Origin of the sequence: Halomonas sp. C22, from assembly GCF_007655045.1 — a bacterium.
Classification (GTDB): domain Bacteria; phylum Pseudomonadota; class Gammaproteobacteria; order Pseudomonadales; family Halomonadaceae; genus Vreelandella; species Vreelandella hamiltonii.
In genome coordinates, this window is record NZ_VBVC01000005.1 from 194,732 (window position 1) to 206,655 (window position 11,924).

Consider the following 11,924-nt stretch of genomic DNA (forward strand, 5'->3'; position numbering starts at 1 on the left):
GCTTGGCCATTGTCAGATGGCAGGAGAAAAAACGCCCTGATGCAGTGATGCATCAGGGCGTTTTGGGTTGGGCGCAACGATGGGTCAGGTGTCGTTGGCTTCTTCGTCCAGCTCTTCGGCGGCATCCGCATGGGAAAGACGCATGCCATGGGGCGGTAACAGGTGGCCGTCCATGCGTGCGCCTTCGGCGGTGTATTGCATGCGTCCTTCAAGGAACCAGTGAACGGCAATCGGGAAGATCAGGTGTTCACGGGCGTGGACTTTTTCCTTGAGGGTCTCGACGCTGTCGTCGGCGGTGACGGCGAGCTCGGCTTGCAAGACCACTGGCCCTCCGTCCAGCTCTTCGGTGACGAAATGCACGCTGCAACCATGCTGGGCAACGCCATCGGCCAAGGCTCTGGCGTGGGTGTTGAGGCCCTGGTAGGCAGGCAGCAGCGACGGGTGAATGTTGAGCATTCTGCCCAGGAAGCGCTGTACGAAACGTGGCGTCAGAATCCGCATGAAGCCCGCCAGAACGATGAGATCCGGCTCATGGCGTTCGATCACTTTGATCAGCGCGCCGTCGTAGGCGTCGCGACTATCGTATTCACGGTGGGGCAAGGCCACCGCTTCGATACCCGCTTCGTGGGCGCGCTTCAGACCGTAAGCGTCCGGCTCGTTGGAGATGACCGCGACGATCTCGCCGCCCAGACGGTCGTGCTGCTGGGCATCGATCAAGGCCTGCAGGTTGCTGCCGCTGCCGGAGATCAACACCACCACACGACGCGCTCCCACGGGTTCCGGGGTCAGGTCGTTGATGGTATCCGTGCTGTACTCGGTACTGCTCATGCCTGCGGGCCTGCCTTGAGGTTGTTCAGCACCACGGCCTCGTCCTCGCGTGCCACGATGTGACCAATCTGGTACACGGTTTCACCTTGAGCCTGCAAGTGAGCCTTGGCGGCTTCCGCCTGGCTCGCAGGCACTACTACCACCATGCCGATGCCGCAGTTCAGCACGCGGTGCATTTCGGTTTCGTTGACGTTGCCCTTGGCTTGCAGCCAGTTGAATACTTCCGGGCGCTGCCAGGTGGTCAGGTCGATCTGTGCCGCCAGGTGGTCGGGCAGCACGCGGGGAATGTTTTCCAACAGGCCGCCGCCGGTGATGTGCGACAGCGCATGCACCGCCAGCTCCGTTTCACGCATCATGGAGAGTAGCGATTTCACATAGATGCGCGTGGGGGCCATCAGTGCCTCGCTCAGCGGCTTGCCGTCCACCTGCTCTTCCAGCGACGCCTGGCTGACTTCGAGGATCTTGCGAATCAGGGAGTAGCCGTTGGAGTGAGGGCCGGAAGAGGCGAGGCCCAGCAGCACGTCGCCTTCGGCAACCTTGCTGCCGTCCAGGATCTCCTCTTTCTCCACGACGCCAACGCAGAAGCCGGCCAGGTCGTAGTCGTTGCCTTCGTACATGCCGGGCATCTCGGCGGTTTCGCCGCCCACCAGGGCACAGCCGGCCAGTTCGCAGCCTGCACCAATGCCGGTGACCACGTCGGCGGCGATATCCACGTCCAGCTTGCCCGTGGCATAGTAGTCGAGAAACAGCAGCGGCTCGGCACCGGCCACGATCAAGTCGTTGACGCACATGGCTACCAGGTCGATCCCAATAGTGTCATGCTTGCCCAGGTCCATGGCCAGACGCAGCTTGGTGCCTACGCCGTCGGTACCAGAGACCAGTACGGGTTGACGGTAACCCGCAGGCAGCTCGCACAGGGCGCCGAAACCGCCGAGGCCGCCCATGACCTCCGGGCGTGACGTGCGCTTGGCCACATGCTTGATGCGGTCCACCAAGGCATTGCCTGCATCAATATCGACGCCTGCGTCCTTGTAGCTGAGAGAGGGAGTCGACTGGGAAGAGGAGGTCTCGGTCATGACGGGTCCTGTGAAGCCTATGCAAAGCGATTGTGCTGGCAAATTGCCAGTGCCGGAGCGATAACGGCCTGCGATTGTATCACTGCGCGACGTAAGTCGCACCGATGGACACGTTATCAGATGCGTGCTGGCCAGGTTTTGTTACTATTCATTGCTTGACGCTGACCGTTTATCCAGGAAGGAGAGAGTGAAATGCGACATTCGTGGTGGGGCATCCTGTTTTTGGTGGCCCTGGTTGGCGTTGTGTATTTGCTGGATGCCGTCTTGATGCCCTTCATTGCCGGACTGATTCTGGCGTACCTGGCAGACCCGTTGACCAACTATTTTCAGCGGCTGGGCCTCAAGCGGGTGTGGGCGGTCAGTAGCGTATTCCTCATTTTACTGCTGGTGCTGGCCATCAGTCTGTTGATTCTGATTCCGCTGGTCATCCAGCAGATCAAGCAGCTTGGGGAGATGGTGCCGGGGGTGTTCGACTGGGTGGAAAACTACCTGGCCCCGCAGGTGCAGGAGTGGACGGGGTATGACCTGCGTTCCGAGCTGGACAATGTTCAGGAGACCCTGGCTGAAAATTGGCGCGATGCCGGTAGCTACCTGGCCCAGGCGCTTGGTCAGATCGGCCGTTCGGGCATGGCGTTTGCCACGTGGGTGACCTACGTGGCGTTGATCCCGGTGGTCACCTTTTACCTGTTGCTCGACTGGAACCGGTTGCTGAACAATCTGATCGACTTGATTCCGCGTCACTGGGTCGATGACGCCACTCGGTTGGCCAAGCGCTGCGACGAGGTGTTGGCGGCTTTCCTGCGGGGGCAGTTGCTGGTCATGCTGTGCCTGGGCATTATCTATGCGGTGGGTCTGACCCTGATGGGGCTGAATTTTGGCCTGTTGATCGGTGTCATTTCTGGCCTGGTGAGCATCGTCCCCTTTCTGGGGTTCATCGTTGGGCTCAGCAGTGCCTTGGTGGTGGCATTGTTCCAGTTCGACAGCTGGTGGGCGCTGTTGGGAGTGCTGGGGGTATTCAGCCTGGGGCAGGTCATCGAAAGTGTCGTGCTGCAGCCCAAATTGCTGGGTGACAAGATTGGCTTGCACCCGGTGGCGGTCATTTTTGCGGTACTCGCGGGGGGCAATCTGTTTGGCCTGACCGGGGTGCTTCTGGCCTTGCCAGCGGCTTCGGTCATCATGGTGCTGCTCAAGGAAGTCAAAGAGCGTTACCAGAACAGTGCCTTGTATGATGAGACGCTGGAGCCGACGTCACCGCCGCACGAACTGGGTCTCCAGGACAAAAGGGAGTCTTCATGAGCCGATTGCCGGCACAGTTACCGCTCGGGGTGGGGTTGCGTGATGACGCAACGCTGAACAATTACTATCCCTCGAGCGGTAATGCAGCTCTGGTGCAGCATCTGACGCAACAGCTGTCGCCAGACGCCGAGCCGTTCATCTATCTTTGGGGCGCGCCGGGCAGCGGCCGTAGTCATTTGTTGCAGGCGGCCTGCCACGCGGCGTCGGATCAGGACAAGCGTGCCCTTTACCTGCCGTTGGCCGACCTGGGCCATTTCCCACCGCTGATGCTGGAGGATATCGAGCGTCTTGACCTGGTGGCCATCGACGACCTTGAATACGTCATCGGGCGCAAGCGTTGGGAAGAGGCGTTGTTCCACGCGTTCAATCGCTTGCGAGATGCTGGCAAAGCGCTCTTGATCGCCGCCAATGCGCCGCCCAGACGGCTGGACGTCGTGCTACCGGATCTGGCCTCACGGTTGACCTGGGGGGTGACGTTTCATCTTCACCCGCTGGATGACCAGGAGCGCTTGGCCGCCTTGAAGCTGCGGGCTCGGGTCAGGGGAATGGAGTTACCCGACGATGTGGGGCGGTATATCCTGCATCGCGGCCCCCGAGAGCTTGGCGAGCTGTGTCGGGCGTTGGAGACCCTGGATCAGGCGTCGCTGTCGGCCAAGCGCAAGCTGACCATCCCTTTCGTGAAAGGCGCACTCAACTGGTAGACATCATTGGCAGGTGCCATGAAAAAGCCCCGAGCACAGCGTGTTCGGGGCTTTTTACGTTGGGCTGGCCTCACTCACGTGCTACCAGCCTGGCGTTTGATCAGGCGCTCTTGCTCATTTTGCTGGCGGCTGCCTGAGCCTGCTTGACGTTTTCTTCGGTCAGCTTCTGGCTTTTCTGCAGGAAATCCTGCTGCAGCGATACTACCTTGTCAGCGTCGCCCTTGACGCGCTCGGCCAGGTCCTTGGCCACTTTTTGCTGGCTTTCCATGTAGCTGCGCAGGCCATCGGCATCCTTGACGCTCATCAGCTGACGCACCTGAGCGATGCCGGTGTCCACGTACGCTTTGTTCGCGTCCAGCTGGGCATTCAGCAGTTTTTCAGAGTAGTCGATGCTCAGGGTCATGTAAGCACGGGCAGGTGCCATGAACAGGTTATCGAACTGCTGAGTCATTTCGTTGGTGTTGAAGGTACGCATGGTGATATCTCCTAGCCTTGTTTTGGGCAAAGTCTTGGGCAAAGTCTTAGGCAAACGGATTGCTGATCGAGTAGGGCAATCCAATATTCAAGGCTCAGCAACCGCGTTCCTGAAATCGCTACTGCAACTGCTGACCTCATCTTGCTTTGCAGCATAACAGCTGTTTTTGTGCAGTGCAACATGGCGCAATCGCCTCTTGCCCTCCATGCTGTGGGGACGCTGTTTACCGATCCACGGAACATCGCTACACTTTAAGTTATGGATAATCATTATCATTTGATCGTCACTGCTGGCTATGCCAGCCATTGACGAGCGAACTGAATTCGATGAGCCAATTGGAAAAGGAGAGCACCATGAGCACGCGGATTGAACGAGACAGCATGGGTGAGCTGGAAGTACCCGCAGAAGCCCTCTACGGTGCCCAGACACAGCGGGCGGTAAACAACTTCCCGGTGTCGGGCACACCGTTGCCCGCGGCGTTCATTCACGCTGTGGCGCGGATCAAGCTGGCTGCCGCGCGCAGCAATCAGGCGCTGGGGTTGCTGGATGAACAGCGCGCCGCGGCCATCGAAAAGGCGGCCATGGCGGTGATCGACGGGCAGTACGATGAGCACTTCCCAGTGGATGTGTTCCAGACGGGGTCGGGCACCTCGACCAACATGAACGTCAATGAGGTGCTGGCGACCCTGGCCAGTCGTGAAGGGGTCGAGGTCACGCCCAATGATCACGTCAACATGGGGCAGTCCAGTAACGATGTCATCCCGACCGCCATTCATCTGTCCGCAGCGATTGCGGTACATGAACAGCTCCGACCTGCCCTGGTGCAGCTGAAAGAGACCATCGACCGCCGTGCCGAAGCGCTTTCCCACGTGGTGAAGACCGGGCGCACGCATTTGATGGACGCCATGCCGCTGCGCATGGACCAGGAACTGGGTGGTTGGTCCAGCCAGGTGGGGCAGGCCATCGAGCGTTTTGACAGCGCCCAGCAGCGGCTGTGCCGATTGGCGCAAGGCGGTACGGCAGTGGGCACGGGTATCAATGCGCCTGAAGGGTTTGCCGAGCGGGTGGCCGAGGACCTGAGTCGACAAACAGGGCTTTCTCTGGTGCCCAACGACAGCTTCTTCGCCAGCCTGGGCTCTCAAGATGCTGCCGTCGAGCTGTCCGGGCAGCTGCGCGGCTTTGCCTGTGTGGTGATGAAAATTGCCAATGACCTGCGCTGGATGAACTCTGGACCGCTGGCAGGGCTGGGTGAGATCGAGCTGGAGGCGCTGCAGCCGGGGAGCTCCATCATGCCTGGCAAGGTCAATCCGGTGATTCCCGAGTCCGCGGCCCAGGCGGCGGCTCAGGTGATCGGCCTGGACACGGCGGTGACCGTGGCCGGGCAGAGCGGTAACTTTCAGCTGAACGTGATGCTACCGCTGGTGGCGGCCAATCTGCTGACCTCCATTACGCTGATGAGCAACACTGCCACGCTGCTGGCCGAGCGGGCCATCGCCACTTTCAAGGTGCGCGAGGACAATTTGCAGGGGCCGCTGGCGCGCAACCCGATTCTGGTCACGGCACTGAACAGTGTCATTGGATATAACGCTGCCGCGGCCATTGCCAAGAAGGCGTATCAGGCGGGTCGGCCCATCATCGACGTGGCCGAGGAAGAAACCGACCTGGACCGCGCGACCCTGGAGCGCTTGCTTGACCCGGCGGTGCTCACGCGTGGGGGGATTCCTCAGTAAACAGCCGCGCTCTGGCCTGGTTCAGGCCAGTTTGGCGTCAGGTCTGCTGTTCTTCGCTCTTGCCTTGCGCAATGGTGGCACTGGCTTCCTGACGCTCTTCCGAACTGGCGGAAGGGGTGTCGTGCTCATCCTGGCGCGCCGGCTGGTAGCTGAGCGTCGCCAGGATGGGGAAGTGATCCGACCCGAAGTCTTCCAGGCGCTCCATGTGGGTGAGCGTAAACTCCTCACTGACGAACACATGATCCAGCGGCCAGCGCAGCACAGGGTAGTGGGCGTGAAAGGTGCTGAAGAGCCCGCGGCCGCGCCGGGGGTCGAGCATGCCACTGACCCTGCAGAACAGCCGCGTGGTGCGCGACCAGGCCACATCGTTTAGATCGCCCGCCACGACGGTGGGGAAAGGCTCTTCGTGGACTTCCTGGCCTACCCATAGCAACTCGGCGTCGCGCCACAGCGACTTTTCGCTCTCGCTGGGGGCGGGCGGTCTGGGGTGCAGGGCGTAGAAGCGAATCTGTTCGCCGTTGTCCAGGGTGACGCGCGTGTGGATGGAAGGGATGTCGTCCTGAATGAGCCACTTTACCTGTGGGTTGCTCAGCGGCAGGCGCGAATAGAGATGCATGCCATAGAGGTTGTCCAGCGGCACCTTGACGCTGTGGGGCCACCGTTCATGGAGAACGCTATCGAGCTGCTCTTGCCACCACTGGTCGGATTCGAGAGTGAGCACCACGTCTGGCTGGTGGCGCTCGATCATGGCCAGCAGTTTCGCTGACTGGCGGTTGGGCGTGAGCACGTTGGCGATCAGCAGCGTCAGCGTCGGGGCCTGGCTGTCGGCGTGGGTGGCCTTGACCTGGACTGGCCAGCAGCGGGTCCAAGGGATGATGTAGCGCAGTTGAAGCAGCAGGCTCACCAGGGAAGCCGCCAGAGCAATGTTCTGCCAATTGCCAGCAGGCAGTATCAGTCCGCTCAGCAGCGCACAGAGCGCCGCGGCGGTCGCCAGCTGCAAACGTGGAAATTCGACGCTGCGAATCCACCACCAGCGTAGGCGGACTCTGGCCAGCAGCGTGGCGAACAGGAGTGTCAGAGCGGTACAACCCAGTAATGGACCGAGCAAGCGATACCTCCTGGCATCATGATATGGCGATTTAACGTAGATGCAGCTTAGTGGTTACGTTTATCAAGTGTCGATATAATTCTTCCAGCTCAGGCGGTTGCCAGAGCCTTGCAGAGAAGAAGACGTAAAAATGACTTGCAATTCAGCTATAAAGCCGTAGAATACGCATCCGTTGCACAGCAGGACCATAGCTCAGTTGGTTAGAGCGCCACGTTGACATCGTGGAGGTCGGCGGTTCAAATCCGCCTGGTCCTACCAATCATGTGCAGCCACGTTTCAGGACCATAGCTCAGTTGGTTAGAGCGCCACGTTGACATCGTGGAGGTCGGCGGTTCAAATCCGCCTGGTCCTACCAGATTCTCCAAAAAGCCCCGAGCAATGCTCGGGGCTTTTTGCGTTATGGGCGGGGCAGATCGGTGTGGCGAATGAAGGTATCGACCAGCGCCTCGATGCCGGCCTGGTCCTGGGCGCTGAAGCGGGCCAGCTGGGGGCTGTCGATATCCAGAACGCCCCATAGCCAGCCATCCTGAACGATGGGGACGACCAGTTCGGACTGGGAGGCCGCATCGCAGGCAATGTGGTCGGCTACGGCGTGTACGTCGTCGACCCGCTGGGTGGTGCGACTGCGCGCCGCTGCGCCGCATACTCCCTTGCTGAACGGAATCGGGTTGCAGGCGGGCTTGCCCTGGAAGGGCCCCAGGGTCAATATTTCCGGCTGGCGCTGCAGGTAAAAGCCTACCCAGTTGAGCTGTTCCAGCGATTGCTGGATGAACGCGCTGGTCTGGGCGCTGTTGGTCAGCCAGTCGCGTGTGTCCAGCAGGGCAGCGAGCTGTCGATTGAGCAGGTCATAATCGATGGGGGTCATGTTGTTTCCCGGTTCGGATCAATGTATCGGATCAAAACGCATCAGGCCAGCCTCGCGGCTGGCCTGATGGCAAAGCGTGTGTGCTGCTCGGCGGATTATTCTTCGATCCAGCCAGGTACGGCGGCACCTTTGAACAGCTCGGTGGCTTTCTCGATGACTTCGTCGCGCTGGTAGGCTTCGACCAGTTGGCGAATCTCTTCACGCTCTTCGTCACCGCCACGTACGGCAATCAGGTTGACGTAGGGAGACTCGGGGCCTTCCTTGATCAATGCGTCATCCAGGCTGAGGCCTGCTGGCTGAGCAAAGGTGTTGTTGATGAAGGCCATGTCCACGTCGGGCAGTACGCGAGGCAACTGCGCTGCTTCGATTTCACGGAAGCGGAAGCCGCGCGGGTTTTCAGCGATGTCGATGGGGGTGGCTTCCAGGAACGTCGGATCGTTCAGCGTGATCAGACCTTCGTTGTGCATCAGGATCAGAGCGCGACCTTCATTGGAAGGGTCGTTCGGCAGGGCGATCTGAGCGCCGTCCGGCAGCTCATCGATGCTGCTGTATTTTTCAGAGTAGGCGCCAATGGGGTACACGAAGGTGTAGCCGGCGATGGCAAAGTCGTAGCCACGGTCGTTGATCATGGCTTGCATGTAGGGCTCGTGCTGGTAGGCGTTGGCATCCAGGCTGCCATCGGCCAGTGCCGCGTTGGGCGTCACGTAATCGGTAAACTCGATGATTTCGACGTTCAGGTCGAACTCTTCCTTGGCAATGCGCGCCGCGACTTCCATGACTTCGGTTTCCGGGCCAGCGACCGTGCCCATCTTGATGGTGCGCGTGTCGGCGTTGGCGACGTTGATGGCCAGTGCCAGGGCGGTCAGGCTGCCAATAACGAGTTTTTGCATGGCGTTGCTCCAGTGTTGTGGTGAATCGTGTTGCAATGATGCGGTAATAAGAAACGCAAGTCTAATTCGTTTTCGCTATATGTGGCTATGCTGATCAAAGCTAAAAGCTATGTCATTTCGCTGAGCCGTCGGTGGCTTACTTGCGATCGCTTTTGCGTACCAGATAGTCGCCCAGGCTTTGGAAGCCTTGCACCATGACCACCAGAATCACCACGGTGATCAGCATGATGGTCGGGTTGAAACGGTTGTAGCCATAGCGAATGCCCAAATCGCCAAGGCCGCCACCGCCAACGGCGCCTGCCATGGCCGAGTAGCTCACCAGGGTCACCACGGTAATGGTGAGGCCGGTGATGATGCCGCCGCGTGCTTCAGGGATCAGCACCTTGGTGATGATTTGCCAGGGCGTGGCGCCCATCGACTGGGCGGACTCGATCAGGCCGGGCGAAATTTCGTTGAGCGCGCCTTCGATCAGACGGGCGACGAAGGGGATGGCCGCGATGGTCAAAGGAACCGAGGCGGCATTGATGCCGATGGAGGTGCCGACCAGCATTCGCGTGAAAGGAATGATGGCGACCATCAGAATGATGAACGGAATCGAACGGCCTACGTTGGTGATGATGCCCAGTGCCTGGTTGAGTACCGGCATGGCCAGAATCTGCCGGGGCCGCGTGACGTACAGCAGCACCCCCAGCGGCAGGCCCAGCAGTGTGGCGATGACGCCGGACACGGCCACCATGTAAAGGGTGTCCAGCGTCGCCTGTAACACGAGATCAAACATTGCGCTGGACATGACCCAGTACCTCCACCTGTAGTTGATGCGATTCCAGATAAGACATGGCTTGCTCGGTCTGTGCCGGAGTGCCCAGCAGCTCGGCGATCATCAAGCCCAGCGTGCGCTCCTGAATCGACTCGACCTTGGCCTGCAGAATGCTGACATCCACGCTGCATTCGCGCGCCAGACGTGAAATCAGCGGCGTGGAGACCGCATCGCCCGAGAAGGTCAGCCGCACCACCGGGTGGGTCTGCTCGCCGGGCTGCGCTTGCAAGCGCTCCAGCAGCTCCTTGGGTGGGCTCAGCTGCAGGAAGTCGTTGAGGAACTCGCGACCTAGCTGGGTGGCTGGTGCGGTAAAGAAATCGCCGACTTCGGCGTCTTCCACCAGTCGCCCGCCGGAAATCAGACTGACGCGATGGCAGATCGATTTGACCACTTCCATCTCATGAGTGATCAGCAGAATGGTAATGCCCAGCTGCTGATTGATGTCGCGCAGCAGTTCGAGAATGGAGCTGGTGGTTTGCGGGTCCAGGGCCGACGTGGCCTCGTCGCAGAGCAGTACGTTGGGCTTGCTGGCCAGCGCCCGGGCAATGGCCACGCGCTGCTTCTGACCACCTGAGAGTTGCGCGGGGTACTGCTTGGCCTTGTCGGCCAGACCGACCATGTCGAGCAGTGGCAAGACGCGGTTCTTGATGGCGCTGCGCTTCTCGCCCATCAGCTCCAGCGGCAGCGCCACGTTATCGAAGACGGTGCGCGTGGTGAGCAGGTTGAAGTGCTGAAAGATCATGCCAATACGATGGCGTGCCTGATTCAGGTCGCGGCGGCTCAACTGAGTCATTTCCTGGCCGTCGACCTGTACCTTGCCACTGGTGGGGCGCTCCAGCAGGTTGACGCAGCGGATCAGGGTCGATTTACCTGCGCCGGATAGGCCGATGACGCCGTGAATGCTGCCCTTGGGGATCGTTAAATTGACATCCCGAAGGGCGTGAACGGCGCTGGGGCCGCTGCCGTAGGTTTTGCTTACGTTGCTAAGTTCAATCATAGCGTCTGCCTTAATGTTAGGCCGAAGACGGAGTGCGGGGGAGGCGAGCGTAGGGAGGGTAACAAAAAAAAGGCCACCCTTGCGGGTGGCCATCAACGCTGGACACACCCTTTTAGCTGCACTTCACGTGGTTACAGGAACCGCGTGGACGCCCGCAATCTGGGTACAAATCGGCGTCATTACATTTGCGGCGAAAGTCTAAAGAGAGGTGGGTGAATTGTCAATTAAATACGGTCTATTTCATGTTTAAGCGTGCTTATACAGAGTTTTCCGCTTTTTTAGGGCTTGTTTTTAGTTTTTGATTCTGAATTGGGCCTTTTCAGGCTGCGTTGGGCAGCAAAAAACACGCTGTTCAAGCACTTGCCGGGCCTGCACTGCACAAGGTTGGGGCATAGGGTGTAAGCTTGCGGAAATTTTTACAGCTTGAGCCAGTTCGCTGGCGAATCAACAGAGGGAAAGTCCATGTTCACCGGTATTGTGCAAGGTATCGCCGAAGTCGTCGAAGTGCTGGAGCTGGAGGCGTTTCGTACCCACGTGGTGGCGCTGCCCGAAGAGCTGCGTGAGGGGCTGGAAATTGGTGCGTCGGTAGCACATAACGGGGTCTGTTTGACCGTCACGCGCATCGAAGGTGAGAAGGTCAGCTTTGATTTGATGCGTGAAACGCTGCGATTGACTAATCTTGGTGCAATCGAGGTGGGGCAATGCGTCAATATAGAGCGTGCAGCCCGTTTTGGTGATGAAATTGGCGGGCACTCCATGTCCGGGCACGTCATCTGTATGGCCAAGGTCGTGACCATCGAGGAAGCCCCCAATAATCGTCGGCTGTGGTTCTTGCTGCCCCCCTCGATGGCCAAGTTCGTGTTCGAGAAAGGCTACATTGGCGTGGATGGTATCAGCTTGACCGTGGGGGACTTACGGCCGGCTGGCGCTGGGGAAGGGGTGGAGTTCAGCGTCAACCTGATTCCCGAAACGCTGTCGCGCACCATGCTCAAGGAGCGACTGGTCGGGGACTGGGTCAATATCGAGATCGACCCGCAAACCCAGGTCATCGTGGAGACCGTGGAGCGGGTGCTGGCGAGTCGGCTGTAGAAAATTATCGGCCAGTGTTGACCAATCGGTTAGCTTATGGCCTGAAGTTTGC

General features: G+C 59.6%; 12 protein-coding genes and 2 tRNA genes. 6 read left to right on the forward strand and 8 right to left on the reverse strand.

The features are described 5' to 3' along the window. Positions 1-84: 84 nt before the first annotated feature. Both purN and purM read right to left on the reverse strand, forming a co-directional pair. Positions 85-828 (reverse strand): phosphoribosylglycinamide formyltransferase, encoded by a 744-nt coding sequence (gene purN / locus FEU76_RS11960; RefSeq protein WP_144983267.1) that lies wholly within the window; start codon positions 826-828, stop codon positions 85-87. Next, on the reverse strand, positions 825-1,904 hold the full coding sequence (purM, locus tag FEU76_RS11965) for a phosphoribosylformylglycinamidine cyclo-ligase (protein WP_039182255.1): 1,080 nt from the start codon (positions 1,902-1,904) through the stop codon (positions 825-827). The genes purN and purM overlap by 4 nt, the downstream gene beginning before the upstream one ends. Positions 1,905-2,096: 192 nt before the next feature. Between purM and FEU76_RS11970 the strand changes: the two genes are divergently transcribed. Together FEU76_RS11970 and hda are read left to right on the forward strand one after the other, a co-directional pair. Further along, positions 2,097-3,200, forward strand: a complete 1,104-nt coding sequence (locus FEU76_RS11970; protein WP_039182252.1) for an AI-2E family transporter — start codon at positions 2,097-2,099, stop codon at positions 3,198-3,200. Continuing rightward, positions 3,197-3,901 (forward strand): DnaA regulatory inactivator Hda, encoded by a 705-nt coding sequence (gene hda / locus FEU76_RS11975; RefSeq protein ID WP_039182250.1) that lies wholly within the window; start codon positions 3,197-3,199, stop codon positions 3,899-3,901. Before FEU76_RS11970 ends, hda begins: the two co-directional genes overlap by 4 nt. Positions 3,902-4,001: 100 nt before the next feature. On the opposite strand, the gene FEU76_RS11980 is transcribed toward hda, so the two are convergent. Further along, a complete protein-coding gene (locus tag FEU76_RS11980; protein ID WP_039182247.1) occupies positions 4,002-4,376 on the reverse strand; it encodes a phasin family protein in 375 nt (124 codons plus the stop codon). Positions 4,377-4,729: 353 nt separating this feature from the next. On the opposite strand from FEU76_RS11980, the gene FEU76_RS11985 reads away from it, so the two are divergent. Beyond that, positions 4,730-6,106, forward strand: a complete 1,377-nt coding sequence (locus FEU76_RS11985) for a class II fumarate hydratase (RefSeq protein WP_144983271.1) — start codon at positions 4,730-4,732, stop codon at positions 6,104-6,106. 37 nt (positions 6,107-6,143) lie between these two features. Here FEU76_RS11985 and FEU76_RS11990 read toward each other — a convergent pair whose 3' ends face one another. Continuing rightward, a complete protein-coding gene (locus FEU76_RS11990; RefSeq protein WP_144983274.1) occupies positions 6,144-7,214 on the reverse strand; it encodes an endonuclease/exonuclease/phosphatase family protein in 1,071 nt (356 codons plus the stop codon). Between the two features lie 181 nt (positions 7,215-7,395). Between FEU76_RS11990 and FEU76_RS11995 the strand changes: the two genes are divergently transcribed. Beyond that, positions 7,396-7,472: transfer RNA gene (locus FEU76_RS11995), tRNA-Val, on the forward strand. 20 nt (positions 7,473-7,492) lie between these two features. Then, a tRNA-Val gene (locus tag FEU76_RS12000) sits at positions 7,493-7,569 on the forward strand. Positions 7,570-7,611: 42 nt separating this feature from the next. Here the strand turns inward: FEU76_RS12000 and FEU76_RS12005 are convergent. From FEU76_RS12005 to FEU76_RS12020, 4 genes are all read right to left on the reverse strand, one after another. Further along, positions 7,612-8,079 (reverse strand): GAF domain-containing protein, encoded by a 468-nt coding sequence (locus FEU76_RS12005; RefSeq protein WP_144983277.1) that lies wholly within the window; start codon positions 8,077-8,079, stop codon positions 7,612-7,614. A gap of 95 nt (positions 8,080-8,174) precedes the next feature. Further along, entirely contained in the window at positions 8,175-8,969 is a 795-nt protein-coding gene (locus tag FEU76_RS12010; RefSeq protein ID WP_039182233.1) for a MetQ/NlpA family ABC transporter substrate-binding protein, read from the reverse strand. A gap of 136 nt (positions 8,970-9,105) precedes the next feature. Then, positions 9,106-9,759, reverse strand: a complete 654-nt coding sequence (locus tag FEU76_RS12015) for a methionine ABC transporter permease (protein WP_026001709.1) — start codon at positions 9,757-9,759, stop codon at positions 9,106-9,108. Then, positions 9,740-10,783, reverse strand: a complete 1,044-nt coding sequence (locus tag FEU76_RS12020) for a methionine ABC transporter ATP-binding protein (protein ID WP_039182229.1) — start codon at positions 10,781-10,783, stop codon at positions 9,740-9,742. Before FEU76_RS12020 ends, FEU76_RS12015 begins: the two co-directional genes overlap by 20 nt. A 462-nt stretch (positions 10,784-11,245) precedes the next feature. Between FEU76_RS12020 and FEU76_RS12025 the strand changes: the two genes are divergently transcribed. Next, entirely contained in the window at positions 11,246-11,872 is a 627-nt protein-coding gene (locus FEU76_RS12025) for a riboflavin synthase subunit alpha (protein ID WP_144983280.1), read from the forward strand. Positions 11,873-11,924 lie beyond the last annotated feature (52 nt).

Coding starts and splice junctions, on each gene's coding strand:
- purN (WP_144983267.1), bottom strand. CDS start 828: ATGAGCAGTACCGAGTACAGCACGGATACCATCAACGACCTGACCCCG.
- purM (WP_039182255.1), bottom strand. CDS start 1,904: ATGACCGAGACCTCCTCTTCCCAGTCGACTCCCTCTCTCAGCTACAAG.
- FEU76_RS11970 (WP_039182252.1), top strand. CDS start 2,097: ATGCGACATTCGTGGTGGGGCATCCTGTTTTTGGTGGCCCTGGTTGGC.
- hda (WP_039182250.1), top strand. CDS start 3,197: ATGAGCCGATTGCCGGCACAGTTACCGCTCGGGGTGGGGTTGCGTGAT.
- FEU76_RS11980 (WP_039182247.1), bottom strand. CDS start 4,376: ATGCGTACCTTCAACACCAACGAAATGACTCAGCAGTTCGATAACCTG.
- FEU76_RS11985 (WP_144983271.1), top strand. CDS start 4,730: ATGAGCACGCGGATTGAACGAGACAGCATGGGTGAGCTGGAAGTACCC.
- FEU76_RS12005 (WP_144983277.1), bottom strand. CDS start 8,079: ATGACCCCCATCGATTATGACCTGCTCAATCGACAGCTCGCTGCCCTG.
- FEU76_RS12010 (WP_039182233.1), bottom strand. CDS start 8,969: ATGCAAAAACTCGTTATTGGCAGCCTGACCGCCCTGGCACTGGCCATC.
- FEU76_RS12015 (WP_026001709.1), bottom strand. CDS start 9,759: ATGTCCAGCGCAATGTTTGATCTCGTGTTACAGGCGACGCTGGACACC.
- FEU76_RS12020 (WP_039182229.1), bottom strand. CDS start 10,783: ATGATTGAACTTAGCAACGTAAGCAAAACCTACGGCAGCGGCCCCAGC.
- FEU76_RS12025 (WP_144983280.1), top strand. CDS start 11,246: ATGTTCACCGGTATTGTGCAAGGTATCGCCGAAGTCGTCGAAGTGCTG.